Annotated in this window: 22 protein-coding genes; 15 read left to right on the top strand and 7 right to left on the bottom strand. The window is 60.0% G+C overall.

What is annotated here, in order from left to right; genetic code table 11:
• Positions 1–71: 71 nt before the first annotated feature.
• Entirely contained in the window at positions 72–437 is a 366-nt protein-coding gene (locus tag LGY53_RS44405; protein WP_225727228.1) for a transposase domain-containing protein, read from the bottom strand.
• A 309-nt stretch (positions 438–746) separates the two neighbouring features.
• Between LGY53_RS44405 and LGY53_RS14600 the strand changes: the two genes are divergently transcribed.
• The 15 genes from LGY53_RS14600 to LGY53_RS44420 all read left to right on the top strand — a co-directional run bounded on the left by LGY53_RS14600 (position 747) and on the right by LGY53_RS44420 (position 18,262).
• Entirely contained in the window at positions 747–1,277 is a 531-nt protein-coding gene (locus LGY53_RS14600; RefSeq protein ID WP_225727229.1) for an MspA family porin, read from the top strand.
• Positions 1,278–1,632: 355 nt separating this feature from the next.
• A complete protein-coding gene (locus LGY53_RS14605) occupies positions 1,633–2,958 on the top strand; it encodes a peptidoglycan DD-metalloendopeptidase family protein (protein WP_225727230.1) in 1,326 nt (441 codons plus the stop codon).
• Positions 2,959–3,109: 151 nt separating this feature from the next.
• Positions 3,110–4,174, top strand: coding sequence for a hypothetical protein (locus LGY53_RS14610; RefSeq protein WP_225727231.1), 1,065 nt, complete (start codon positions 3,110–3,112; stop codon positions 4,172–4,174).
• 191 nt (positions 4,175–4,365) lie between these two features.
• Positions 4,366–5,418, top strand: a complete 1,053-nt coding sequence (locus LGY53_RS14615; protein WP_225727232.1) for a hypothetical protein — start codon at positions 4,366–4,368, stop codon at positions 5,416–5,418.
• A 291-nt stretch (positions 5,419–5,709) separates the two neighbouring features.
• Positions 5,710–6,738 carry a hypothetical protein gene (locus tag LGY53_RS14620; protein ID WP_225727233.1) on the top strand — a complete coding sequence of 343 codons (1,029 nt, stop codon included), beginning with the start codon at positions 5,710–5,712 and terminating at the stop codon, positions 6,736–6,738.
• A 32-nt stretch (positions 6,739–6,770) separates the two neighbouring features.
• On the top strand, positions 6,771–7,382 hold the full coding sequence (locus tag LGY53_RS14625; protein ID WP_225727234.1) for a hypothetical protein: 612 nt from the start codon (positions 6,771–6,773) through the stop codon (positions 7,380–7,382).
• A gap of 308 nt (positions 7,383–7,690) precedes the next feature.
• Entirely contained in the window at positions 7,691–7,894 is a 204-nt protein-coding gene (locus LGY53_RS44410) for an AraC family transcriptional regulator (protein ID WP_225727614.1), read from the top strand.
• Between the two features lie 384 nt (positions 7,895–8,278).
• Positions 8,279–8,764, top strand: a complete 486-nt coding sequence (locus tag LGY53_RS14635; RefSeq protein ID WP_225727235.1) for a hypothetical protein — start codon at positions 8,279–8,281, stop codon at positions 8,762–8,764.
• A gap of 1,235 nt (positions 8,765–9,999) precedes the next feature.
• The gene (locus tag LGY53_RS44415; protein ID WP_374111181.1) at positions 10,000–10,248 is read left to right on the top strand and encodes a hypothetical protein; all 249 of its coding nucleotides are present in this window, start codon (positions 10,000–10,002) and stop codon (positions 10,246–10,248) included.
• Between the two features lie 108 nt (positions 10,249–10,356).
• Entirely contained in the window at positions 10,357–11,169 is an 813-nt protein-coding gene (locus LGY53_RS14645) for a class I SAM-dependent methyltransferase (RefSeq protein ID WP_225727237.1), read from the top strand.
• Positions 11,170–11,195: 26 nt separating this feature from the next.
• Positions 11,196–12,557 carry a cytochrome P450 gene (locus tag LGY53_RS14650; RefSeq protein WP_225727615.1) on the top strand — a complete coding sequence of 454 codons (1,362 nt, stop codon included), beginning with the start codon at positions 11,196–11,198 and terminating at the stop codon, positions 12,555–12,557.
• Positions 12,558–13,124: 567 nt separating this feature from the next.
• Positions 13,125–13,679 carry a hypothetical protein gene (locus LGY53_RS14655; protein WP_225727238.1) on the top strand — a complete coding sequence of 185 codons (555 nt, stop codon included), beginning with the start codon at positions 13,125–13,127 and terminating at the stop codon, positions 13,677–13,679.
• An 845-nt stretch (positions 13,680–14,524) separates the two neighbouring features.
• Positions 14,525–15,883 carry an NAD(P)/FAD-dependent oxidoreductase gene (locus LGY53_RS14660; protein WP_225727239.1) on the top strand — a complete coding sequence of 453 codons (1,359 nt, stop codon included), beginning with the start codon at positions 14,525–14,527 and terminating at the stop codon, positions 15,881–15,883.
• A complete protein-coding gene (locus LGY53_RS14665; protein WP_225727240.1) occupies positions 15,867–16,937 on the top strand; it encodes a hypothetical protein in 1,071 nt (356 codons plus the stop codon). Before LGY53_RS14660 ends, LGY53_RS14665 begins: the two co-directional genes overlap by 17 nt.
• Before the next feature lie 1,055 nt (positions 16,938–17,992).
• A complete protein-coding gene (locus LGY53_RS44420) occupies positions 17,993–18,262 on the top strand; it encodes a hypothetical protein (protein WP_374111182.1) in 270 nt (89 codons plus the stop codon).
• Here the strand turns inward: LGY53_RS44420 and LGY53_RS14675 are convergent.
• The 6 genes from LGY53_RS14675 to LGY53_RS14700 all read right to left on the bottom strand — a co-directional run bounded on the left by LGY53_RS14675 (position 18,249) and on the right by LGY53_RS14700 (position 25,346).
• Entirely contained in the window at positions 18,249–18,812 is a 564-nt protein-coding gene (locus LGY53_RS14675) for a hypothetical protein (protein WP_225727241.1), read from the bottom strand. The two genes, LGY53_RS44420 and LGY53_RS14675, sit on opposite strands and share 14 nt — an antisense overlap.
• 169 nt (positions 18,813–18,981) lie before the next feature.
• Positions 18,982–19,578 (bottom strand): transposase, encoded by a 597-nt coding sequence (locus LGY53_RS14680; protein WP_225727242.1) that lies wholly within the window; start codon positions 19,576–19,578, stop codon positions 18,982–18,984.
• 202 nt (positions 19,579–19,780) lie between these two features.
• Entirely contained in the window at positions 19,781–21,157 is a 1,377-nt protein-coding gene (locus tag LGY53_RS14685) for a hypothetical protein (RefSeq protein ID WP_225727243.1), read from the bottom strand.
• A 9-nt stretch (positions 21,158–21,166) separates the two neighbouring features.
• Entirely contained in the window at positions 21,167–22,582 is a 1,416-nt protein-coding gene (locus LGY53_RS14690; RefSeq protein WP_225727244.1) for a family 2B encapsulin nanocompartment shell protein, read from the bottom strand.
• On the bottom strand, positions 22,579–23,652 hold the full coding sequence (locus LGY53_RS14695) for a terpene synthase family protein (protein ID WP_225727245.1): 1,074 nt from the start codon (positions 23,650–23,652) through the stop codon (positions 22,579–22,581). Before LGY53_RS14695 ends, LGY53_RS14690 begins: the two co-directional genes overlap by 4 nt.
• A complete protein-coding gene (locus tag LGY53_RS14700; RefSeq protein WP_225727246.1) occupies positions 23,649–25,346 on the bottom strand; it encodes an FAD-dependent oxidoreductase in 1,698 nt (565 codons plus the stop codon). Before LGY53_RS14700 ends, LGY53_RS14695 begins: the two co-directional genes overlap by 4 nt.
• Between the last annotated feature and the right edge of the window lie 45 nt (positions 25,347–25,391).

The raw sequence follows: 25,391 nt of genomic DNA on the forward strand, positions 1-25,391 counted from the left end.
GATCAACGAACCGCCCAAGGAGAACATCATCACAGAATTCATAGCCTGAACGGTCTCATCCGGTTTGACAGCTACCGGACCACTGTCGCCTTGTCCGGCAGATGCCAGCCGCCGACCGGTTGCACACCGACTCCCGTGCCCCTGCGCAGCACTTCCTGGTAGCAGTCTCCCGCGAACAAAGCCCTGGCCAGCAGGAACAGCACAACGAGCTGGGCAGGAAGCAGCCGACGCCATCCCTCACGGCACCCTTCCTCGACCACCAGCAGATCGATCAACCCAGCCGGGTAGATCTCCGACAGGTCACCCAGGCCGACACGGTCGACCAGCAGATCATGACATCCACACCTCCCGATCCGGCGGACGCGGGTATCGAAGTCGCGGTGTCGGTAGCTATTGCGGGTGGTTGACCCGCACAACGCTGTGTTCTCCGCCGCCACAGATGGGCATTCTCAAGTCGATGGATATTGACCAAGCGAGGGATCGCGCCTCATGCGTGAACCTAGAAGTTCGCACCAACCAGGGGATATTCCCACCTGATCGTCAGTCGGTGTAGAGGCCTCACATACAAGCTCGACGGTAGTCAGGTGTTTCGAGAATCTTGAGCTACCGCGGAGTTCTTGCCCGGAGGGGGTGCAGATCTGTTGATGACGCAAAAGGTCGTCGCTGCCGGTGCGGCGTTGCTTACGGCTGCTGTGTGGAGTGCTGGGTTCGCGGGCGCGGACAGTACGCCGGACAAGTATCGGAATGTGACAACCGACGATGGATGGATATTGTCGATCACAAAGAAGGGCGAAAGTTTAGATCGCTATCCTGCCCTGGATATGACACCAACCACGCGAGAAGGATTCGTATCCATATCTGCAAGTATCGACGTCTCCGGGCACGGTTCCAAAACGGTTAGTGCGGGCGCGGTCTCTTTGGGGTATCAGATCGGATGTCAGGTCGATGTTTCGAGTGGCTTGGCCCTCGGGTTGGGGCTGTCGATAGGCCCGAGTGTCGGTCTTACTGTAGGGCCGGCTCCGGGCGTCAATCTTGGACTTCAAGGGTCGCTGTCGCCGAGTTTCCAGACCACCCTCAAACCCGGCTCGATCAGCACGATTACTTTTGGCACGAAGCCTGTTACGGGTACACATGGTTCAGTCGATCTTGACCAGGTCGAGATCAAAGTCGATTCATGCTTGGGTCCGGTAACAATAAGAAGCTTCGCAACGGCTACCTTGTCGACGGCGTCAGCGGATAATTCGGTGTCGGTTTATGGAGATCCTGAATCGCTGTAGCGGTTGGCGAACGTAGTCGTATAGGACCATACGGGAGGATTCCATGAGGATTGAGGCATTCCACGTCTCGTTACGTGGCTCGATCATTATGCGTAAGGCAACGATCTTGAAAGTGACGCGAAATCGGTATCGGAATTTTCCTCCAATGAGCGAGGGGATTGCGAGTTCATCCAACATATCAGATGTAGAGTGCTACATAACCGAGACTGCTATGACGAGGTAGCAGTCAGGTCGCAAGTTTATGCCGGTCCGCGGCGGCATGGCGCGAATTGAAGCGAATGGGTCCTGTGCGGCCGGTGAAAGCTGGAGCAGGCGGCGCCGCTGCTGACAATTACTCGAGCATCAGGAGGTGCCCATGCCACTGCGCTATGCACCGATGGCGGTCGGTACTTACACGCTGTCGTCGGGCTTTGGTCCGAGATGGGGGACGTTCCATTATGGCTTGGATTTCGCGGCCGACGATGGAACGCCGGTATATGCGGCCCAAGCGGGCACGGTAGCGTACATCGGTGCTGCTGACGGATTCGGTCAATGGATCGTTATCGATCATCCGACTGAATCCGGTTCGGGCACTACCGTGTACGGGCACATGTGGAATGCCTTCGCAACCGGGTTGCATCAGGGGGATCATGTGGAGGCTGGACAGCTGATCGCCTTTGTCGGTTCGAACGGTGAAGCGACTGGTCCACATTTGCATTTCGAAGTCCACCCAACGGTCTGGAGAGCCGGCAGTCAAGTCGATCCGGAACCGTGGCTCGTGAACGTGTGCGATCCGGGCGAGAAAAATACTGCTGAACTTCCGGTTCAGAGTCCTGGAGATTTTCCTGAGACTTGGTTTGGTATCGATATTTCGTCATATCAATCCGGTCTCGACATGGCGCGCGTAAAGAATGAGGGTTTCGCATATGTGATCGGGAAAGCGACCGAGGGCGCCGACTATCAGAACCCCGAGTACCAGAATCAGCGAGATGGGGCTCGCGCAAACGGGCTGTTCTTTGCGGCGTACCACTACGTGCGCCCAGGTTCCGTCTCCGATCAGGCCGATAATTTCGAGCGGACCGAGCCGAATAGGTCGGTCTGTGTCATGCTCGACCATGAGAGTGGCTCCGGTGATATTGACCAGCTAAGGCAAGTGCATGACGAGCTCGTTGCTCGCGGTTATCGAGTAATTTTGACCTACCTCCCACACTGGTACTGGCAGGACCACTTGGGTTCCCCAAACCTATCGGGATTGCCGCGGTTGATGACGTCGAATTATCCGAATGGAAGTCGGGAGGGGTGTGCATCGGATTTGTATCCTGGCGACGATCATGCCGGGTGGCATGGGTATGGTGGCATCGAAGTCGCTATATACCAATTCGCGGACACTGGTCTGGTGGCGGGGACGCGGCTGGATGTCAATGCATTCAAAGGTACGCACACTGAATTGTCGACACTTTTCGGTGTCGATGTCGAAGGGATAGAGGAGCTGGATATGTCGGAAGCACTTACGATTCTAAAAGAAATCCGGTATCAGCTGACCGGGGGGCAGGAGCCTGGTCAATTCCCTGGGCTTCCTCAGCTTGGACAGAATGATGATGGCAGCAATAGAACGCTAACTGACTCGATTGCCGATATTCGACAGCGGATCGTAACGCTCGACAAGCGCATTGCCGAGCTCGAGGCCAGAAGGCCGACTTGATGACAAGCCGGCGGCTCTGGGCGCGACTGTATTGATGTGAGTGTGGAAGGGCGGTTTGAAGGATTGGGAGTCGCGTCGTCGTCCGCTCGCGGGTGTGTCGTCGGATTGCGTGGTTCGGTTGCTGTAGGCATGCGTGGTTTGGTGGAGGAAGGTGGTGGAGGTAATGCCGGATATTACTACTTACTATATCGATAGGTATAAGCGTCATTTGCTGACGGGTCAGAATCTGGTCGAGTTGGGTATCGCCGATGCGGTGGATGGGATTCTGATGGGCGACAAAGTAAAGGTGGGTGGTGTTGCTCCGGATGGATTATCTATCAATGAAAGTTTTTTCGGTGCTTATATGGGCCAGACGGCTGCGAAGTTGGGCCGGATGGCGTATATGGATATTGGTGAGCCCTTGATCGAGGAGCGCGCCGATATTGTGCAGCCGCCGCCAGACGTCCTGTCCAGCCGCACGTACGAAAATAGGTCGCGTTATCGGCGCGACTTCAAGGATATTGTGGAGTTTTCTGTTTCCAATACGGTCAGCTGGTCGCTGCGGGGTACGGGGCAGTTGACATTCGGGAGTCGGACCAGTGCTGAGTTGGAAGCCCAATTGCAAAAAAATCTTCAGCATAGCAGCATGCAAGCGAAATCGCACACCGATATCGATCATAATCATCGAGATAATAGCGGTGGTGAGACCCAAGATCAGACCGAGTCGTCGGTGTCGGATTCGGAGACTGGCACGGCCTCTGGTACTGCTTCGGGGACCGGCGAGCTGTTCGCCCAGTTGATGCTGGGGATCACCGGGTCGGTGAGTGGGTCGGTAACAGCATCATCAACATCGAGCTCCGAGATGTCGGGGGTTATCTCATGGTCTGAAGCCGATCTCCCATCCCGTATGAAGGCGATAGTCACACAGCGACGTCAGGTCAGGCAGTATTTCTATGAATTGCCGATCACGTTGGCAGGGTTTGTTGTCTTGCATTATCCCAGGCCGGTCACCGCGTCGGCGGCTAGCACGGGCCTGCCGGGTGAGCAGTCGGGCGATTATATCGCTATGGGTATCGCGAATCTTGGCCTGGGTACTTATAGGCCGAAGGGGATCGCGGAGACTGTTTCGGCTATTCACGTGGACCATACTCTATTTCATGTTGACGAATGGGGGTTTGACAGAAAAATGAAAACTGGCGAAGAGGCCTTCGAAACCGTCCGGCCACACTACCTGTAGTTGTATATCTATGAAACGTCATCGTAGGTTCGACCTTTATCGTGCATTCGTTCATCTACAGAATTGTTGGCGATGATGGGGAATGGTCTCCGCTATGCGGGTAGTGTGAGGAAAGTGCAGTGTCCGCTGCTCGCGAATATTTTGGTTGCTGTAGGGCGTGTGTGGTTTGCTCGAGGAAGGTGGTGGAGGTAATGCCGGATATTACTACTTACTATATCGATAGGTATAAGCGTCATCTGCTGACGGCCCACAATCTGGCTGAGCTGGGTATTACCGTTGCTGTGGTTCAGGATATTCAGAAGATTTCCGATCTGAAAGTGGATGGTGTTGTTCCGGATGGATTATCGATCAATGAGGAGGTTTTCGGTATTTACTCGGGCCAGACGGCTGCGAAGTTGGGCCGGATGACGTATATGGATATTGGTGAGCCGTTGATCGAGGAGCGCGCCGATATTGTGCAGCCACCGCCAGATCTCCTCGCCACCCGAACATTCACGAACCGCAATCGTGCGGACCGCCACGGCTTCGTTCGGGACTTCAAGGATACTGTTGGGTTTTCTGTTTCCAATACGGTCAGCTGGTCGCTGCAGGGTACGGGGCAGTTGACATTCGGGGGTCGGACAAGCGCGGAGTTGGAAGCCCAATTGCAGAAAAGTCTCCAGCACAGTATCACCCAATCGAAGTCCCATACCGACATCAGCCACAATCACCCGAAAGACCGCGGAGGTGAAACGCGAGATAAGACCGAGTTGGCGATGTCGGATTCGGAGACTGACACGGGCTCCGGTACTGCTTCGGGGACCGGGGAGTTGTTCGCTCAGTTGATGCTGGGGATCACCGGGTCGGTCAGCGGGTCAGTGACAACGTCATGGAAGTCAAGTTCCTCCGTATCAGGCAAAATTCTCGGAGATAACCGTGTGACCACAATGGCGACGCAGCGGCGTCAGGTCAGGCAGTATATTTATGAATTGCCGATCACGTTGGCGGGGTATGCTGTCTTGCATTATCCCAAGCCGGTCGCAGTGAGTGTAGATGCCACTAAGGGCTTTCCGGTTGAGATGACGGGTGATTTGATCCCCGTTAATATCACGAAGCTCGGGCTGTATAAGGATTACCGGTCGAAGGGGATCGCCGAGACGGTGTCGGCGCTCGATGTCGAGCACACGATATTCGAACAGGAGGCATTGACGGCCGCGACCGCCACTGATAGCGATGTCAAGATTGTGCGTCCGCATTATTTGTGATCAGTGTCTTCTGGAGTAGTGAGGTGGTAGTGATGGTTTTTGAAAATGTTTTTGCCGCTGGTGGGAGTGCTTCGGACTCGGGCGTGAACCAAACCCAAAGTGGCCGTATCGGTGTAAGCCGGGTAGTCGCGCCAGTAATTCTCGCTATGGTCACTCCGGCGGGCTTGTGTTCGTGGGTTAGATGATGCAAGGGCGCATGTCGGTTCTCTTAGGTTTTGTAAGAATCGAAGGCGGGCCACTGCGGTGTGGTTGTGGATGTGTGTGGTTTGCTCGAGGAAGGTGGTGGAGGTAATGCCGGATATTACTACTTACTATATCGATAGGTATAAGCGTCATCTGCTGACGGCCCACAATCTGGCTGAGCTGGGTATTACCGTTGCTGTGGTTCAGGATATTCAGAAGATTTCCGATCTGAAAGTAGATGGTGTTGTTCCGGATGGATTATCGATCAATGAGGAGGTTTTCGGTATTTACTCGGGCCAGACGGCTGCGAAGTTGGGCCGGATGACGTATATGGATATTGGTGAGCCGTTGATCGAGGAGCGCGCCGATATTGTGCAGCCACCGCCAGACGTCCTGTCCACCCGAACATACGCCAACCGATCGAACCAAGAGAGGAATTTCGAGCACGCGGTCGACTTTTCTATTTCGAATACGATCAGCTGGTCTCTGGAAGGGACAGGGCAGCTGACATTCGGGGGGCGGACCAATGCAAAGTTGGCATCGCAACTGCAAAAGAGTCTGCAGCACAGCAGTACGCAATCGAAGTCACATACCGACATCAGTCACAATCACCCAGAGAATAACGGTGGTGAGACGCAGGATCAGACCCAGTTGTCGATGTCGGATTCGGAGACTGACACGGGCTCCGGTACTGCTTCGGGGACCGGGGAATTGTTCGCTCAGTTGATGCTGGGGATCACCGGGTCGGTCAGCGGGTCGGTGACAACGTCATGGAAATCAAGCTCCTCCGTATCAGGTGCGATTGCGGCATCCAATCGAGTTAAGGCTATGGCGACGCAGCGGCGTCAGGTCAGGCAGTATATTTATGAATTGCCGATCACGTTGGCGGGGTATGTCGTCTTGCATTATCCCAAGCCGGTCAAAGTGAGTGTAAATGCCACTAAGGGCTTTCCGGTTGAGATGACGGGTGATTTGATCCCCGTTAATATCACGAAGCTCGGGCTGTATAAGGATTACCGGTCGAAGGGGATCGCCGAGACGGTGTCGGCGCTCGATGTCGAGCACACGATATTCGAACAGGAGGCATTGACGGCCGTTGATGACGCGTTCATTACTGTGCGTCCGCATTATTTGTGATCAGTGTTTTCTCGAGTAGTGAGGTGGTAGTGATGGTTTTTGAAAATGTTTTTGCCGCTGGTGGGAGTGCTTCGGACTCGGGCGCGATCGCAGGGAAGGACATCGCCGGTTATATTCCGGGTGAGCCGGTTGAGTCTGTCTGTGTTCCGCCGCACGACGTGCGTGACACGGCGACGCCTTGGCATCAGGATCCGAAGACTGTGCGGGAGACCGCGCCGCAGGCTTTGAGTATTTTCAAACTCGTCGGCGCATTGACCGGTGCTATAAGGACTGCCGGAGATAAGCAGGACGCGTTTACCAAGCTCCCGGCTTCGACGGCCAACGCGGCAGCGCCAATCATGAAGGCGGCGGAGAATACGGCACACAATGTGACCGATAGCGTCCGCGATCCAGGCGGATGGGGTGGCAAACCGGTCAATCCCGACGGGTGGGGCACCAAAGCGAAGCCGCGGAGCAATTTGACCGCTGAGCCGACTGCGGTCTTGCCCGAGCCGGTTGCGCCGCCGGTTGTTTCTGAGCCGGTTGTGGCGCCGGTTGTGGCGCCGGTTGTTCCTGAGCCGGTTGCGCCGCCGGTTGTTCCTCAGCCAGTTGCGCCGCCGACTGACCCGACCCCGTCTGCGGGTGCGACGCATGCCGACAACTGAACTGATCAACCATATGGGTAACGGTGATCGGCCAGGTAGGTTGGCGGAGATCAGCGCATAGCTGCGTTCTCGACGACGAGACCGGTCAGCATCAAGACGGCACTGGAGATTACTCATCGCCGGCCTCTGGCGGCGATGAGTAATCTCCTTGGACACCCCCGGGTATGGTGGAGACCGTTACAGTAGGGCAGATTGAACGCGCCGTCGTCCGAATGTTGATTCCGGTATCGCCGGTATTCGTTGGATGGAATGTTCAAGCACCGACTACCGGCCCTGTCCTGGCGGTTGGTGCCGCATCCCGGCCGCCGATGTGTGGCGGGTGCGGCCCGGACCAGGATCGGCGTCATCACGACAGAACTTACCGATCGCAACCCGTTTGTTTCGGCAGCGCGATACGGCGAGCACGATTCGGCAGTGCGATCGCGGTGGTAGCACGGCAGAATGGATTCCGGGATCCTTCACACTTCTCTCGGCGTTTCAGTTCCACCTTCGGAATGACTCCGAGGGAATAGCGGCAGCAGGCGCGCGGAGTCGTGTAACCAGAGCCGTTGTTCGCGGTGTCGGCATTATTGGGTCGGCTGGATCGCTCTGCTGTCAAGTTCCCGCCTCCATACCTGTGATAGATGCTGCGCCCGATTCGCACCAGGATGGGCCGTGGTAGTTCGATAGGAGTGTGGCGTCGCCGTAGTGGGAAGTGCTGCCGACCGGCCCACGGTATGCACCCGCTACGAAAAAGCTGGCGCACCTCGATGATGATGACCGAATTGCGAATCGCAATCGTCACCCGGACCGAACGCCCCTTCCACCACCGACGCCGGCACGCTAGCATCTCCCCAAGCCTCGTGCTACTGTGATGTAGATCACGCAAGGGTCGGGATTACAGCGAGGATTGCACAATGTACGCGACTCGACTTGCGGCCGTATTAAGCAGCTGCTCTCTCATCCCGGAATTCATCGTCGGAACTGCAGTAGCGCTGGCTTCCCCAGGTCAACCCTCGGTCCATGGATGTCCGGCGGGCACCAACTGTACCTACGCCACAACCGCTGATTTCAACGCTAACCGACCCACCACCATCACTCAGGAACCGCCTCAGAACGCCGGCATCACTTTCGCACAACTTCAAACGCTAAACCCCGGCTTAGACCCTGGCCAGGACGATCTAGACGTAAACAACACCGATCCGTGGTTCACGTCGGAAGGTAACTACGTTCTCAGTGTCGGCGGCCTGGTATGCATTTACCATCCGGACCCACTCGACGAGCAGGCACCTGATACGACCGAGCCCGGCGACCCCGCCCACCCGGTGTCAATCGTGGCATTCGGCCCTACGGCAGCAAGTGTGGACTCCGACATCATCGTAGACATCGGCAACTGCTCCTGATCAATGCTCGAAACACGACTCGCGCACCCTGGACAGAATTCCTCGTGGTAGGCCGGGAGTCGTGCGCACCGGCTATGGAGCGGTCGTGGTCTCGGCGGTGAGAACGTACCGGTCGTCGGTCGGCATTGCGGCCGGACCGATGCTCTTCCCGGCTTCTTGGTGCTCGAAACCGGCCGAGTCGACGGCCAATCCAGCGACGCGGATACTGGCGTTCGACAAAGAAAGAATTTGTCTGGGTTGCAGCCGCTTTGTCCTCGGTGCGGGATGGGAGTCGAAATGCGATCGGGTACGATCATCGCCGCATCGACAGGGTCCAGCCCCGGGTAATGCTGCTGCCGATGCGATACGGGTGGGCTCATGGCCGCATAGGTCGGGAAGTTCGCTGAAGTAGACGGCCGCGTTGCCAACTGTCGGTGCGCCCCATCGCGAGGCGGGACTCACTTTCCAGAGACCCCGTTCGTGGCCGTGAGTGGTTTGCTGAGCCGCTGTTCGGGTCGCTGACGGTAGTACTCGCTGAGCGGCGGGTCGGCAACGTATGACCAGCCATCTCGCCGCCGAGGCGTCACGGTCGACGCCGCTGTGGCTGGTCCGGGCGACCGGTCCCCGAGGGCGGCGGTCTCATTCACTGGGGACGGGCCACGGGGACTGCCGGGATCGACCTGATCCGCCTCGGCCGACACACGGAAAACAGCTCGAAGCCAAAGCCTCCCAGCTGATTTCACCGGCTATGCCGAACACCGATATACGCACCAGCAGTATCCCGTCAGTGCGCGAGAACCCGTCTTCTGGCAGCCAACCTCACTCGGCCCCGGCATGGGACCGGTCATGGGTATGTCCGCTGGATGTCCAGCCTTACCGAATGAACCGATTACTAGTCTGTTATTGCACTCTAGTTTTCGTTCCTCTTCGGACTGTCCCGGGGTTCAGGGGCATTGGCTGAGGGTGGCCCTTCACGCGATCCCGGGTTTGCATCACTGCGGATGGGGTGGTCATGTCTGTGACCAGGGAATTGTTGCTCGCTTCGCCGCGCTCGTTGTGTGCTGGTGAGGCGCGGGCGATCCGTACGGCCGCGATCGTGCTGGATCGCCACTGTCCGCCGGTGTACGTGCGCAAGCAGATCGTGCACGACACCCGGGTTATCGACCGGTTTACGAGGCCGCGGAGCGCTGAGGGAACTCGACCAGATGCTTTATGCGACCACTCTCGGGTTCTCCGCACACGGGGAGTCTCCGGCGATGCGGATCAAGGCTCGTCGCCGTCGGCCGAACCTGGTGGACGCCACCTGCCCTCTGCTGAGCAAGGTGCATTCAGAGGCGAAACGTTTTGCCGCGCACGGGTACACGATCGCGTTGATCTGTCACGACGGGCACGAGCAGGTGGAGGGCACTCTCGGCGAAGGCCTCAGATCAGCCGGTGCGACAACAAGGAAATATCTCCGAACCTTCGTCATTCCACGGTCTTTGCATCACAGGTGGCGCACCTGACGCTTTGCCGCGATTCGGTCGGATTTGCTTGCCGGCTGTGCAGAAAGATTGGTTTTGCGACTAATTGCTTTACGAGGCATCGGGGTATCTCGACACAACTGTCCAAGAATGTATACCCAGGAGTTTGAAGAAGTGACCGCAGAATACGTTGAAACTGGCTTTGGCCACGCATGTCCAGCAGAGCTGGACCGACTGCATACGGTGGAGGCGATGTGTGATCCGTTCTCCACGGAGTGGATTTCCGAACTAATGCCGCAGCCGACCTGGGAATGCGCCGACCTTGGCGCGGGCGCAGGCTCGTTAGCGCGCTGGCTGGTTACCCAGGTGCCCAACGGATCCGTCACAGCTACTGATATCGACACTCGTTTTCTGGCATATAACCGATCTGATCTTCGCATCATCGAGCACGATATCCGCGTCGATGATTTCCCTCCGGACTGTTTTGACTTGATTCACTTACGACTGGTTCTCGAATATCTACCGAACCCCGATACGATTGTGCGCCGAACAGTCGTCTGGCTGAAATCGGATGGGTGGCTCGTAGTCGAGGGTGTAGATCTTTCGGCTGGTGCAGCCTCCCCGCACCCACCCGTCCGGAAGGTGGTCTCGGCGATCCTCGACCACATGCGCCAGGCGACGGACAGCGACATATTCGTCAGTCGTCGCGCCGGACCGCTCATGGTCGACGCGGGCCTCAGTGAAATCGACGTCCGTTACCAGCCACTGATGATTGGTGATCACGGTGCTGTCGAACGGTGCATTGTCAGCACGGTGGACTCGCTCGCGTCGGTCATGGTCAATGCTGAGCGGATAACGCTCGACGAGCTCGCTGAATTTCGGTCCTGGCTCGAGCTTCCCGGCCGTTTTGACGTTATCGGCATGCTGGTCTGGACCTGCGGACGCAGAAGGGACATTCAATGAACAGCCAAGGACGGCCGCTGCCGAATATGGGATCCCAACCGTCGGAGTGCCGAATACCCGGACAGCCGCCGGAACTGCCCGGACGATTGCCGGTCCTAGGACATGGATTGAAGATGGTCCGAGGCCCGGTGGCATTCGGCGAGTTGCTCGCATCCACGGGTCCGGTCGCCGAGGTCTATGTCGGACGCCGACCGGTAGTAGCCGTAACCTCATCGCGGTTGATGCGGGAAATTCTGGTAGCACATGAAAAATCCTTCGAAAAGGGCTACATATTCGATAAGGCCAGACCGGCCCTTGGAAACGGCTTGTTCACATCCGAAGGTGAGTTTCACCGAAAACAACGGAAACTGCTGCGGCCAGAATTTCGTCACGAACGTATCGAGGGATGCTCGGAGACCCTCCGAGCTCGGGTTTCGGCCGTGTCCCGAAGCATCCGCGACGGCGATGTGTTCGACTTCGCCGGCCTCGCTTCGGAGCTGACTCTCGGCGCGTTTTTCGACACTATGATTCCCGAATTGGGCTCACTATCGTCGACACAGCTCGATGAAATATCATCTATGGCACACGATGTAATTCGAAACTTCCTGGTCCGAACTCTCTACCCGTATTCCTGGATGGAGAAAATACCGATCAGCCCGAACCGGCGGTTCGAACGCGGATTGCGTGTCATGAAGTGTTATATCGACCGGATCTTGGCCGAGGATTCAGAGGACAAGCATGTCCGCGGTTCGCTGGTCGGTCGATTGATCGATACGTCCGATGCGAAGAACGCTACGGAAGCCCGGCGATGGGCCTCCGATGAGCTCGCATCCTTGATCTTAGCCAGTGGTACCCCTGCGACGGTAATGGCTTGGTTATTCTATGAATTGGCCAGACATCCGGAGGTGGAGCGGAAGCTTCGCGACGAGATCGGGCGGGCACGGCACGCCGGAGCCGATTCTCCGCAAATCGGTCATGAACTGGAGTACACGGACAGCGTCCTGAACGAAACCATGCGGCTGCATACACCGAATTGGTTTCTCATGCGGCGATGCTGCGAGCCTGTTCGTCTCGGAAATTACGAGTTCGAAACCGGCACCGAATTCTTGTTCAGCCTGACTCAATTACATAGGGATCCGGCGAGCTACCACGATCCGGACCGCTTCGATCCGAACCGTTGGACCGGCGGCTTGATGAGACGTCTGCCCCCAGGTAGCTTCATACCTTACGGAGCAGGCAGCCACCGGTGTATCGGCGCGGATCTAGCCAGATCGCTGTGTATCGCCATTACCACAACGCTGGTAGACCAGTGGCATTTCCAACTACCGAAGTCCTACAGACCCCGAATCGACCCTCTCCATCCGCTACTGGCGCTTCGCACATTACCTGTCACAGCTCGAGCACGATAGGAGCGGCCCCGGTATGTCAGGCGCTTGCACTGGATTTCGGTTGATACTCGGGCAGGCGGCGGGTCCCTGTCATCGGCCGAGCATCCGTTGCCGAAGGTCCGGTCATCGCTTCGAACGGTTTCATCCCACTAATCCCCGACCCACCTGGCTCCACCACCAGATCGCAAAGGATGTAGAGAATGATACGGATTCCTTCCGGGGTGTGTCAGACCATTGTTCTGGCCATTCGATAGCGGGCCTTGATGAATCGGTTGTATCGGCTGGTTTCAGGAATCGGTCACTGGCACGTGCATAGTCGAGATATCCACGGATCCATTGTCCAAGACCTGAAACATACCGGCGCGCGGGAGCGCTCATTGCTGCAGCGCAAGAAACGATGTCATCAGAGTGTCACGGAATGCGGCTGCCGCCTCGATTGCTTCGACATTATCGGTATGAAGCTCCTCGACAGGATGCTGACGAGACTCTGTGGGGTAGGGTAGCCGTATCGGGCACTCCGGTAGGCTTCTTTACCATAGGAGACGATATCGTTGTCGCATTCCACGATCAAGCCGACAATATCGGTGAGTGCCCGAATTCTTGGCGCTGTCACAATCTAAGCTTTCACCGATATTTGCCCTGCTCGTCCAGTCCATATCAGATATTCGGAAGGAATACGTCGTGAGTGGTAACCGAGTCACCTCGCTGGTCTACACAATACCGATGACTTTCTGCGCCGTACTCATCACCGCTGGCCCAGCCCGGGCGGCCGACGTTCACGGATGTCCGTCGGGAGACGTTTGCCTTTACACCACGCAAATCGACTACGACCGCAGCGCCCCGGCGGCCTCAATACCAGAATCCCCAGCGGCGCCCCTTCATGTCGCTGTTATGCCGAAGGCAATAGCACTTGCAGCGGTCGTAAACAATACCGATCCCTTCTATAGCTCCGAGGGGACCGTCGTCCTCAGCGTCGACCACCTTGTGTGCATCTACCATCCTGATGGCAACGACGTGCAGTATCCCGACACCATCGAGGACCCCGCCGATGGTCATTCAGTAAACGCGGTCTCCTTCGGGAAGACCTTGTCCGAAGTCAACGCCGATATAGTGGTCGATATTGGTATGTGCGGGGGACTGTAAGTACGCGGCTCTGTTCCTCTTTCGGTGGTGACGGATTGTGGGTTATCCCAGCAGGATTCGGTGTCGATGGAGCGGTAGGCCCGAGCGTCCGTACGTCTGTCTTTTGAGGAGCTTCGTTTTCGTGTCGACGCCTTCGCCGGGTCTGTTGTGGTAGGGGAGAGTGAGTCCGGCGACGGCCGTGTCGTGGTCTTGCTCGTGCCCGCTGAGAAGCGGTTCGAGTTAGACGAGTCCGGCCTACCGGTCCTGCTTGTTCCAGCAGTCCAACTCGGCGCTGCGGCGCTGGGTCATCAACTGTGCGAACTCGAGCACCGTGTGAGCGTGGGCGGTCATTTCCGGGCGGGCGGCCGCGAGTTCGTCGAGGGGCGCGCCGTCCTTCGGACAGGTTGGCCGGCCGGGTGAGAATCCAGCGGGCCAGCTGTCGTGGTGAAGGGGTGATCCGGTTGCTGTCGAGGCGGCTCTGGTCGACATCCTCGACCGCCAGCGGCGGCAAACCCGAAAACACGACGGCAGCAGCAATATTCACCTCGAGCACTGACACATCGTGCCGTCAGCGGGAACTCGTCACCACCGAAAGAGTAACGGAGGCTTCAGGAATGACAGTCCCTGTATCTACAGTCCGACCGGTCATGGGTATGTCCCCTGAATGTCCGGCTTTGCTGGATGGACCGAGAAAGTAGTCTGTTATTGCACAATTTTTGTTCCTCTTCGAACCGGCTCTGCGTTCAGAGGCGTTCGCCGGAAGGCGGCGTTCACGCGATCTCGGGTTTCCATCACCTATTGACAAATGCGGTGGCGGTCACCCCGGGGAGACTCGAACTGCACGAACAGAGGATGTGGGTGTCGTAATGGGTGAGCAACCGGTGATCGTCGTGGGTGCGGGCATTGCAGGACTCAGCGCGGCATTCCGGTTGAAGCAGAAGGGGCACGCGGTGACCGTGCTAGAACAGTGCGGCCCGGAGCTTGTAGGTGGCCGGATGGCCACAATCCGGTGCGACGGGTTTCATGTGGATCTCGGGGCGACGATGCTGTTCGGCTCATATCGCGAGATCATCGGATTGATCCGCGATGCCGGGTTGTGGGGAAAGGTCTGCCCGGCTTCGGATCTTTACGGCATCGTGCGCGATGGTGTGCTGTACCGGATGCAGCGGTCGGCTTCGCGACTGCGTCTGCTACGCAGCCCCTTCATCCGGACATTGCCCGTGTTGGATCTGGTCAAGATCGGAGTGGACCTGGCGCGGGTCCGGTCCGCACTCGGCTGGGCAGATATGTCCCGGGTGGCACCGAGGGACTTCGAATCCGTCACCCAATACGCTGCGCGGCGACGACTACGCCAGGACACGCTGGAGTACTTTCTGAGCCCTTTGGTGGAAGCGGCGACCCTGGGCGAAGCGGAGCTGCAATCGATGGTCAGCGCCCTGTTCTTCATCAACATGCTCATCACCGGCGACAGCGGCGCATTCACCTCATCCACCGGTGTGGGCTTCCTCCCGCGCGGCCTGGCCGAGCAGGTCACAGTGCATTACAACGCTACAGTCACTTCGGTCGAGGAACGCGGCAACGAGGTCGTGGTGTCCTGGAGCGGCCCCAACCAGGCCGAACGCATCGACCGCGCCGCAGCGTGTGTGATCGCGGTTCCGCCGCCGCAGTTACTGCAGATCTATCAGCAACTGGACGGTGAGCAGCGGGAGTTCTTACAGCGGTTTCGTTATTCCCGCAGCGTGCACGTTGCGTTCGGTCTGGACCGGTCAACGACAGAGCACGCTCCGCTGATCATGGTCCCGCAAGTCGAGGATCCTGATCTGCTCGCCTACGTTCTCGAGCACGCTCTGACGCCCGACCGAGTCCCGGCCGGCACCGGGCTGGTCATGGCCCACCTGCGCGGCAGCTCTTCAGAACGCTGCTGGGATCTCGACGATGACAAGGTTCTCGATACGGTCCTGGCAGCGAATCATCGGCTCGGCCTGGTGCCCGAGCTCGACCAGCATGTGTGCATGACACGGGTCCTTCGCCGATCGCCCTGTCTGGTGATCCGCCAACCCGGTGAGTTTCGTGCCATGGCCCGGTACGCGGCATCGCTGCGGCCCGACTCCCGCGTGCAATTCGCCGGCGAGGACCGTGCCCAGAGCACCACCAACGCAAGCGCCGCCTCTGGGGCCGCGATTGCCCGCACCATCGGAGCGGTTATCGATGGAAGCCTACGGTGACCAGCCCATCTCGCTGCGGCTGTGGTGTCCGCTGCCCTCGTCGATCGCACCGCACGACGAGGTGTTCACCGAGCGCACCCGCCAATGGATGTATGGGTTCGGCTTCGGAAACGACGCCTGTCATCGCAAACGCATCCATGCGATGAGAACCGGCGAACTACTGTGCCGTTGGGCATCGCACGGTAGCGAGGAGGGCATCCAGATCGCTTCGGACTGGGTCTGCCTGGGTTTGTTCCTCGATGACGAGCTCTTCGACACCGGCCCGCTTCGTGATCGGCCCGAGGAACTCCTTCCGATCATGCATCGGATACACTACGCGGCGGAAAACCCCGAAGCCTCCACCGGTTCAGACCCCTTCGTGGCAGCCATGCGGGAGCTGTCGGTGCGCATCCGTGCCATCAGCCCGCCGGCCACGGCCCAGCGCTGGTCCGACGGGGTCGCCAGATGGTTCCTTGGTGCGGCCTGCATCGCGGGTTACCGCGCCCGGCGTTGCCTACCGAGCCTGGACGACTACCTGGTCATCGGCCTCGCGGACCGGGGATCCCAGGTCAGCGTCGCTCTCATCGAGATAGCCGAGCAGACACCGCTACCAGCCGACCTGCACGGCGCAGCCGACGCCCGTGCGGTCTTCCAGACTGCGAGCCTGCTGGTCCTGCTGCTCAGCGACCTATACTCCTATCCCCGGGAAGCCGACCACGGCGCGCTCGAATCCAACATCATCGCGATACTGATGCGCCAAAACCAGTACCTACTGAGCCAGGCTCTGGCCGACGTCATCGGCCTGTGGAATCAGCTGATGCGGATCTACCTCGAGCTTCGGGTACGGGCGAACGACACGGGAGATCCGGGAGCGATCTGCTATGTCCGCCAATTGGACCAGTGGATCCGCGGTAACGCCGACTGGCATCCCAGGGCGCCTCGATACAACACCAACCTCCATAACGCGCCGCCGTTCACCATCGCCCTGCACGAGCAGGACATCCCCGACAATGATGTCGCCGCCGCCTCAGTCCACGGGCTCGGCTGGCTCACCGCTGCCGGGGTCGAGCGTTAGCGGTAGTGCATGGAATTCGAACATCTGTGCAGACGACTCCGAAACCGACAGTCCGAGGACGTGGCGGTGGACACGCGGTGGGGTCGATCGGCTCTTCCTCGGCGGTGGTGAGGGTGCGAGGCGTCGTGGTGGTGAGGCGATTGTAGTTGTCGCCGCGCAACGCCTCGCGGGCGGCGAGTGCGGATTCCCGATCGGCCTACAGTTGCTGGACCACGAGGTTTCGGGTTCGGCGAGCCGGTAGCAGCACCGCGCCCGGTCGACCTCGTAGTCGGCTCGTTTCAGGTGTTGCCGCCAGATCTTGTCGACCGCGCCGCGGTTGTGCTTCTCGGCAGTGGCCAGGGACACCTCCAGCGCGGCTGGTGCGAGTGCGGTCAGTACCAGACCGGTCACTCCGTCGTCCAGATACGCCCCGCTACTGCACCTGCGTGAAATGCCCGCCGGATCTGGCAGGTCCCATCTTGTCCTGAATCGGGACACCGCCATCGGCCGGACCCGAAGCCGCTGTGGCACAAGGCGAAAGAATCGTGTCCGGCAAGCGCCGTTGCCTGCCGGATACGATATGACCTGTTGCGCGACTCGACGTCGGTGGCGAGCCGCGCAACAGCCCTTCGGTGCCTGGCGTCTGGTGCGCGAACGATCCCGGTCGGCGGGTGCCGTCATAGCGTCTCATGCGTTGGCTGCGATCCCGCCTGAGCCATATGATATGGACCGGGTGGAGTCGGCGATGGACCGTGCGTGCACGCTGCTCGCCTAACAGCGCACACCCATGTAACCGCCACTTGCCCTTTATCTTTCATCGGCCCTTCGACCAGACGTGATCCGGTTCGGATTGATTTCCGGTGGCTGGCCAGCGGGGTGGCTGCCGGGTTCGTGGAACATGTGGGCACCGTCGAGACGGTCCTTTGAGACACCGCGGTGGCCGAGATCCTCGTCGGCTATTGCGAGCCCGACACCGACGGTCGGTGCCGCCCGGAGTTCCGTACGGGGCGGAGGGGGCGCGGGCGCATCCGCACCGTGAGGGCGTTCTGATGACCCGATGCACCGTGGAGCGGCTGATGCGCGTCAATGGGTGGGTGTGTCTGCGGCGCAAGAAGGTTCGTACCACCGAGCGGGATCCGGCTGCGGAACGGGCGTCGGATCTGGCGAACCGCCAGTTCACCGTGGCGGTACCGAATCCGCTGGTCGGGCGTGGCCTGCGCGGTCGTATCGCGGCCGACGCCATCATCACCCATCCGCCGCGCCTGGACCACCCACCGTTGCGAAAACCGGCCACTACACCGCCGGTAAAGCAACCAATTCGGGCCTTTCCTCTCAGCGCTGGTTGATGGCGGTTGGCAATGGCGTGGCGGTTCCGGTGGCGGAGTTCGGGAAGCATGGCGAGGTGCCTGCCAGGGAGAGTTCGTCCTGGGTTGTTCCGTCGTTGGCTTTGGCGCGGGCGACGATGAGCAGGTAGCCGTCGTGGGTGACGGCGTTGGCCTGTACGTCGGGTTCGATCGGTGTGACGTTCCATAGCCGGTCTCGCCAGATCCGCATGATCGAGGTGAGGTAGTCCCCGGTTTTTCCGGCGGGGATGCCGGTGACCCAGTACCACACCTGCGCTTTCTTGGGTCCGGTGGTGTTGTTGAGGTCGCCGTCGCAGGGTGCTGCGGGTAGGTCGCGCAGATCGGGATCCGCTGTTCGGCCATCTGCTCGAGCCGGGGCTGCGGTAAGCGTGGTGCCTGGCGGTAAGGCGTCGAGCGTTTCGGTGAGGTATTGGCGGATGCGGTCTTGCGCTGCCGCTTCGTTCAGCACCGGCGCCGACGAGGTGGATGTGGCGCTCGGGGTTGAGCTCCCGCCGCACGCGGTGAGGGCCGAAGTGGCGGCGACCACGGCCATGAGCAACAGCCGACATGCCGTGATTCCCGGCGCGAACTGGCGGACGTTCATATCGGTCATCTCCTCGATCGGATTCACGCGGTGGCGGGGATCTGCGGGACGAATGCGCCCATTCTTTCCAGTTGCAGAACATCCTCGATCGAAATGTCGGTCCATTGCGACGGCTGGGTCACGACGGCGTTGTTGAGCGCGGTGATAGTGGTGCGGACCTGATATTGGGGTTGACACCGACCGCCACATAAAACGGCCGATTCACCACTCGCCCGTCACGGATCTTCACAAGAATAGCGTCGATCAGCACGACCGGATAAATATGTTCCAGCGGCCGTGACTGCCGTTCGGTCATCTCCTCGACCACCTTGTCGGTGATCTTCGAAATCAACTCGCGCGAGACGTCCACATCATAAATTTCCGAAATATGCTTCTGAATCTCCCCGGTTGTCAATCCCTTCGCATACAGGGAGATGATCGAGTCGTCGAAACCCTCAACCCGCCGAGAATGCTTCGGAACCATCCGGGGCTCGAATTCCGATTTCCGATCCCGCGGCATATCAATACGCACCGAACCGATATCGGTGTGCACCGTCTTCTGCGACCGCCCGTTGCGGTGATTCCCGTCCTCACGGACAGGCCGATCACCCTTTGAATACCCGAGGTGCTCGTCCATTTCAGCGTTCAGTGCCGCCTCCAGAACGGTTTTCGTGATCTGCGACAGCAAACCACCCGGACCGGCCAGTGACACCCCTTCTTTCCGAGCCTTATCCACCAACTCCTGAGCGATCCGGACATCCAGACCGTCCCACCACCGACGACTCCTCAGCCACCGATACCGACTCCGCCGACACGATGATCCTTTCCGCTGAGACAGGCCGCCTCGGCCTCGCCGATCACCGCCCCGCCCACAAGATCTCAGACAGTCCCGACGCACCCGCTGAGTCCCCGTAGTCGGGATCTTGATGTTGTCGGGCTCAGACGAAATCCCACCACCACCGGATGGATTGCGGAGGCTCCACGCTGGGGAAGAGTCGGTGGTCGGAGATGGCATGGAAGGGTGTGTCGAGTAACTTTCCTGGTGCGGGTGGTGGTGCCGTGATATCGAAGTGTTTGGCGTAGCGGGGAGTTCGGCGTTGCCATTCCACGACGCCCCGGACTATGTTGGACAGCTGCTCCAGATAGCGCCGCAGATCACGGGTGCCGTGGGCCGACAGTTTGTCTTTCAGCGAGATGAACAGTTCCATGATCTCTTCCATGAGTGCACAGGCCGCGTACATGGCCTCCTGTGGTGAGCATCTTCGTTCCACGGCAATCATCTGGACGATGTTCGATTCCAGGCTTTGCTGCGAGCGTTCGTGTCCGTACGCCGCGAGATCCGTCAGCATGGATAGTAAAGCGCACGCCACGTCAGTGGCCGCACGTGTCGCTGGATCCTGCGAAGCTGCCGGATCGAACCACGTTCCCTCGGCGATTTGGGGCGTGTAAATGGTAAGGAGGTCCGCGCCGTCCGCTGGTCGAGCGATCATGTGCTGGTCTACGCTGCGGATGTAATAGCCGGACCGGTCGGATACCCCGCACGCCGTCCCGAGAGCATACCGGTAAAAGGCGAGGGTCCAGGCCAAAACCTGCTCGCCGCCGCTCCGGGCGCGCACTCGGGCCATCATGTCGGCGAGCGCGGTTCCCAAGGCGTCGGCATACGGTATCCCGAGTGGAGAGCGCTCGGGATACAAGGCGAAGTTCATGAGGTTCAGGGCGAGGTGGTTGAACGCGGTCGGGTCGCGTGACAGCGGACCCTCATCGCAGTATCCGTCGTCGAACAGAAAGACCCAGCCCAGCCAATCGCTGAGCAGTTGCACACCTTCGTCGTCCCCCATTGCCGCCCACATGCAAGCCGCTTCGCCGGCGCACACCTCGCGAACGGTGTTCAACGACTCGGCGTCGAACCCCATCGACCGATAGAATTCCTCTGTCCGACGTTGGAATTTCATGCCGTCGCCGCGCGATCGCAGCGGCAGGGGGCACCAGATGGGCGGGATTTCGATCGCCTCTTGCGAGGCCTCGCAGGGGGTGCGCCCAAAGGCGTGGTGCGCGATATTCGGCATCTCGCCGCCCAAGGAGTTCGCTGCGTCGAATCGGCTGTACCGCAACGGTCGCGGTGCGGAGGTGTCGAGGAAGCGGCGGACCGACTGCTCGAATTCCGTGGCCATTGGGTTTGCGACGCTCGACGCGGTGTCGTACCCGGTGGGGTCGATGGCGGGCACGGCGTCGGCGGCGAGCAGCCGCGCCACATCGGTGGCAGCGGTACCGATCCCGGTGAGGCGATGGGCGACAGGGAACGACGATGTGAACATAAGTTTCTCCTAGGTCATTGCTACGTCGACGTGTTCGAGCAGTGCGATGGCGTCGGGTACGAGTACTGCGGCAGAGTAGTTGCCGGTGATCAGGTAGCTGGCGATGGCGTGATCGTCGATACCCATGAATTGCACGGTGATTCCGGCGTCGTATTCGTTGGGGATCCCGGTTTGGTGCAGACCGATGACTCCTTGGTTCTCGGTACCGGTGCGGAGGGCGATAATCGATGAACTTTGAGTGTCGGTGACCGGTATCTGCGGGCATGGGAAGAACGGGACGCCCGCCCAGGCGGTGAGGGGTCGGCCGTGGATGCTGACGGTTTCTGGTATGAGTCCGCGGTGGTTGCATTCGCGGTGGAATGCGGCGATGGCTCGGGGGTGGCCGAGTATGAGGTCGGTGTCTCGGCAGATGGACAGTAGGCTGTCGATGTCGTCCGGTGTGGGTGGGCCGTATCGGGTGGAGAGGCGTTGGTCGTAGTCAACGTTGTGGAGCAGTCCGAAATCACGGTTGTTGATCAGTTCCCATTCACCACGTTCTCGTATTTCCTCGATGGTGAGCCGGAGCTGCTCGTCGAACTGGTTCATCGGATGGTTGTACAAACCGAGCACGCGGGTATGGATGCGCAGGATCGACTGTGCCAGGGACAGTTCGTATTCGCGGGGGCCGACGTCGTAGTCGACGAATGTTCCCGGCACCGGGGATTCACCGTGGTGGCCGGAGGTGACATCGATGACGGCTTCACCTTTGGAGTTCACTCGTGAAGCGGCGTTGGTCATGAACGCGGCAAGATGTTCGCGGAGGTCGGCGTTGGCTTCGAAGATTTCGAGGAAGTCTTCCCAGGGGCAGGTGACGAGGGTGCTGGCGGTGCCGGCACGCACCGTCGCCGACCAGGTCGGTTCGGGTTGTAGGAGTGCTTCCTCGCCGAGATGGTCACCGTCGGTGAGGATTCCGACCACGTGGTCGATTCCATACGAGTCGGCGACGAGCCGTTCGAGACGACCGTGGACGATTCCCAGTGTGAACTCGACGGGTTGTCCTTGTCGGATGAGCACCTCACCAGCGGCGATAGTGCGTGGTCGGCACCGTGCGGCGATCTGTCGCAGGACGTCCACATTTCGGTAGCCGTGCAGCACCGGGATTTGGATCAAGGACTCGGGAACGATCTGGATATCGTCGGCCCCGGATTGGATGAAAGCGAGACGACCGCGGCTGGGCCGCAAGGCCAGCCTGCGGTTGACGCGATAGACGCCGCCGGGAACTTCGACCCACGGCAGTTGGTCGAGCAGCCAGCGGTCGGTGATGGCCGCCGTTTGCGGCCGGGTCTTGGTCGTGCTGGCCAGGTTTCGGGCCGCCGCGGTACTCAGCGACCGGGCGACGATCTGCCCCAGAGGGTCCGTGGACGGTTGGGCCTGCGTAATGGTCATGGCAACCTCGCTGTCTCGGGTGCGTCCCGGAGACTCGGAACGGATATGGTTGTTCGGACATGGTCGTTCGGGGCGACCGGCTCGAGGATTGTGCGATCGGGGTCGAGGGCAACGGTGCCGTGGCGCAACCCGTTCCAGCCGAACCCGGTGCCGTGGTAGCGGGTTGTTTCCAGCGACCAGCGCAGATTCCCCGCGCACATCGAATTCATCATGGCCAGGTACAGCTGTAGCTGTGGCAGTAGCGGATAGCGTCGCCGCAGCGTTGCGCACGCGGCTGCCAGCTCGGCGTCCGCGGTTCGGATGAGCTCACCGGTGATGTCCAGCGCTGTCTGCAGTGGCTGGTCGTGGCTGTGAATCAGCACTGCCACGACATTGAACAGTTCTCCGTCCGTGTACTCCTTGCGGAAGGACAGCAGATCGTTGACGAACAACGAGTGCAGCATCGCCGCGCGCTCGGCTCGCTCGAGATCGGGGTCGGTACCGATCAGCGCGGACAGATCGAGCGCGTGTACGTATTCGCCGCACGCCAGCTGCGCTCGGTAGGCGAAACTGAGTTGTCGGATATCGAGGTAGATATCGAACGTGGGCAGCGCGTCCCGGGCGGTGTAGTCGTTCTCGGCGAGGATGCCGCGGAAGCAGTCCTGCCAGCCCTGCCGGTAGCGCCGGAAAACCGGCTGGGACATGTTGTCTCGCAATGTTTTCCAGATATCGGTGAACGCCGGCCCGTACGGGTGATCGGCGGTCCGGTCGGCGGCGATCTCACCGAAAGCCGCGTGCTGGAGCACCGCGAGGTCCTCTACCTCGAACATCAATGACGTCATGCACGAGGAATGGGTGACACGATCGGGCAGACCGGCCGGATAGACCATTGCGTCGAACATGGGGTAGCGCCGTTCGAACAGACACGACATCGCCGTCGAGTCGTCGAGGGGGAGAAAGCGACGAACCCAGGTCGCGTTGTCCTCATAAATGGTGGGATAACTGGGATTGATACGAGCCGTGGTGCGGCAGATGGGTTCTGGCATACGGAAGGAGCGGTCGGCTCGGATCGTCTCGTGGCGGGTGCTCATGTCCTGCTCCCGTCGGCAGTTGCATCCGAGTCGGCGTGCGCCACAGCCACCAGCGTGGCGTGATCTGTCAACTTCACGCGAGGTCGGCCGCCGGCCCGGCCCGCGGCTCGCTCGGTCGTGTCGATTGCTTGCCAGCCAGAGCGATCAATCAGATTCGGCTGGCGACGGATCAGTAGATTGATCAATGCTTCGCGGCCCTGTCGTGGTGGGCGGAGCCGGTCGGCGGTGAAGTCGGCGAACACGGCTGCGACGGTCTGCTCGGCGTCGTTGCGGTTTATGCCGATGCCGCCGTGGGGGCCGCGTTTGATCCATCCCGTGACATAGGTGCCTGGCACTGTTGTGCCTGCGTCGAGGACCCGCCCGTGATCGTTGGGTATCACTCCCCGTTGTTCGTCGAACGGCAGCCCGGGAACGGGGAGTGCCCGATACCCGATGCTGCGCAACACTAGTGAGGTCTCGATCGTTTCGATGCTGCCGGTGGGCATTGCGATGATTTCGCCATCGCGATATTCCAAGTTATTGCGTGCGTAGTCGACTGCCCGCACTCGGTCCGTGCCTCGCAGGGAAACAGGGGTGCACAGGTAACGCAGCGTGATGCGCCGATGGCCGAGGGCACGGGGGGAACGTGCGTATTCCTGTGCGAGGCTCCATTTCAATGGCGCCGCCGGGTCGGTGGACGCGAATTCGGCTGCGCCGACGGCGTCGGATTTCAGGTCTCGCTGGTCGATCTGCACATCGACACCGGGTAGTTGCGACAGAGCCAGCAGTTCCGGGCCGGTGTAGGCCGCCTGCAGCGGTGATCGCCGCCCGAGCACGACGACTTCACGAATCCGGCTGCGGCGCAGGGCGTCCAGGGCGTGGTCGGCGATGTCTGTCCTGGCCAGATCGGCCGGGTTCGTAGTCAGTATCCTCGCCAGGTCCAAGGCGACGTTGCCGTTGCCGATGACGACGGCGCGTTCGGTGGAGAGGTCGAAGACGCGGTCGGTGTAGTCGGGGTGGCCGTTGTACCAGGCGATGAACTCTGTCGCGGAGTGGCTGCCGGGCAACTGTTCGCCGGGAATCCCGAGTTCGCGGTCGGCCGCCGCACCTACCGCGTAGATCACAGCATGGTGGTAGTCGAGTAATTCGTGTGGCTGGATGTGTTCGCCCACCGTGATATTGAGGTGATACGCGAGAGCGTCTGACGTGAGCTCGGTTTCGAATCGGTCACCGATCGACTTGGTGTCCGGGTGGTCGGGTGCCACGCCTGCGCGAACGAGTCCGCCTGGGGTGGGCAGCTTTTCGAAGAGGTCGACCTCGACGCCGGTGTTCGCGAGCAGTGCGCGGGCCGCATAGTTCGCCGCCGGTCCGGATCCGACGATTGCGACTCGCAGTCGTTCGTGCCCGTGCGGCAGGTGCGGTGCGGTGGGCAGGGGTGCGTTGATGTCCGCGTGTAGTGGGTTGTCCCGGAAGTAGGCGGCGTTGATGTCGGTGTAGCGCCGTAGCGGTGCGGTGAGATCGTCCTCGGGGAAGATCGCGCCGACCGGGCATGCCGGTACGCAGCTGCCGCAGTCGATGCAGGTGGCCGGGTCGATGTACAACATCTCGGCGGTCGCGAACTCGGGCTGGTCGGGTGTCGGACGGATGCAGTCGACGGGGCATGCGCTGATACAGCTGGCGTCGTTGCAACAGTTTTGGGTGATCACATAGGGCACGGTTAGCCTCCTCGCGAGTCAGGTCGTGTCGCCGCGACGGCTGTG

Source organism: Nocardia sp. JCM 34519.1 (assembly GCF_020361265.1).
In the GTDB taxonomy this organism is placed as follows: domain Bacteria; phylum Actinomycetota; class Actinomycetes; order Mycobacteriales; family Mycobacteriaceae; genus Nocardia; species Nocardia arthritidis_A.

Coding starts and splice junctions, on each gene's coding strand:
- LGY53_RS14685 (WP_225727243.1), bottom strand. CDS start 21,157: ATGTTCACATCGTCGTTCCCTGTCGCCCATCGCCTCACCGGGATCGGT.
- LGY53_RS14660 (WP_225727239.1), top strand. CDS start 14,525: ATGGGTGAGCAACCGGTGATCGTCGTGGGTGCGGGCATTGCAGGACTC.
- LGY53_RS44420 (WP_374111182.1), top strand. CDS start 17,993: ATGCGCGTCAATGGGTGGGTGTGTCTGCGGCGCAAGAAGGTTCGTACC.
- LGY53_RS14690 (WP_225727244.1), bottom strand. CDS start 22,582: ATGACCATTACGCAGGCCCAACCGTCCACGGACCCTCTGGGGCAGATC.
- LGY53_RS14635 (WP_225727235.1), top strand. CDS start 8,279: ATGTACGCGACTCGACTTGCGGCCGTATTAAGCAGCTGCTCTCTCATC.
- LGY53_RS14615 (WP_225727232.1), top strand. CDS start 4,366: ATGCCGGATATTACTACTTACTATATCGATAGGTATAAGCGTCATCTG.
- LGY53_RS44415 (WP_374111181.1), top strand. CDS start 10,000: ATGCGGATCAAGGCTCGTCGCCGTCGGCCGAACCTGGTGGACGCCACC.
- LGY53_RS14650 (WP_225727615.1), top strand. CDS start 11,196: ATGGGATCCCAACCGTCGGAGTGCCGAATACCCGGACAGCCGCCGGAA.
- LGY53_RS14675 (WP_225727241.1), bottom strand. CDS start 18,812: ATGGCCGTGGTCGCCGCCACTTCGGCCCTCACCGCGTGCGGCGGGAGC.
- LGY53_RS14645 (WP_225727237.1), top strand. CDS start 10,357: ATGTATACCCAGGAGTTTGAAGAAGTGACCGCAGAATACGTTGAAACT.
- LGY53_RS14665 (WP_225727240.1), top strand. CDS start 15,867: ATGGAAGCCTACGGTGACCAGCCCATCTCGCTGCGGCTGTGGTGTCCG.
- LGY53_RS44410 (WP_225727614.1), top strand. CDS start 7,691: ATGTGTGGCGGGTGCGGCCCGGACCAGGATCGGCGTCATCACGACAGA.
- LGY53_RS14620 (WP_225727233.1), top strand. CDS start 5,710: ATGCCGGATATTACTACTTACTATATCGATAGGTATAAGCGTCATCTG.
- LGY53_RS14605 (WP_225727230.1), top strand. CDS start 1,633: ATGCCACTGCGCTATGCACCGATGGCGGTCGGTACTTACACGCTGTCG.
- LGY53_RS14695 (WP_225727245.1), bottom strand. CDS start 23,652: ATGAGCACCCGCCACGAGACGATCCGAGCCGACCGCTCCTTCCGTATG.
- LGY53_RS14625 (WP_225727234.1), top strand. CDS start 6,771: ATGGTTTTTGAAAATGTTTTTGCCGCTGGTGGGAGTGCTTCGGACTCG.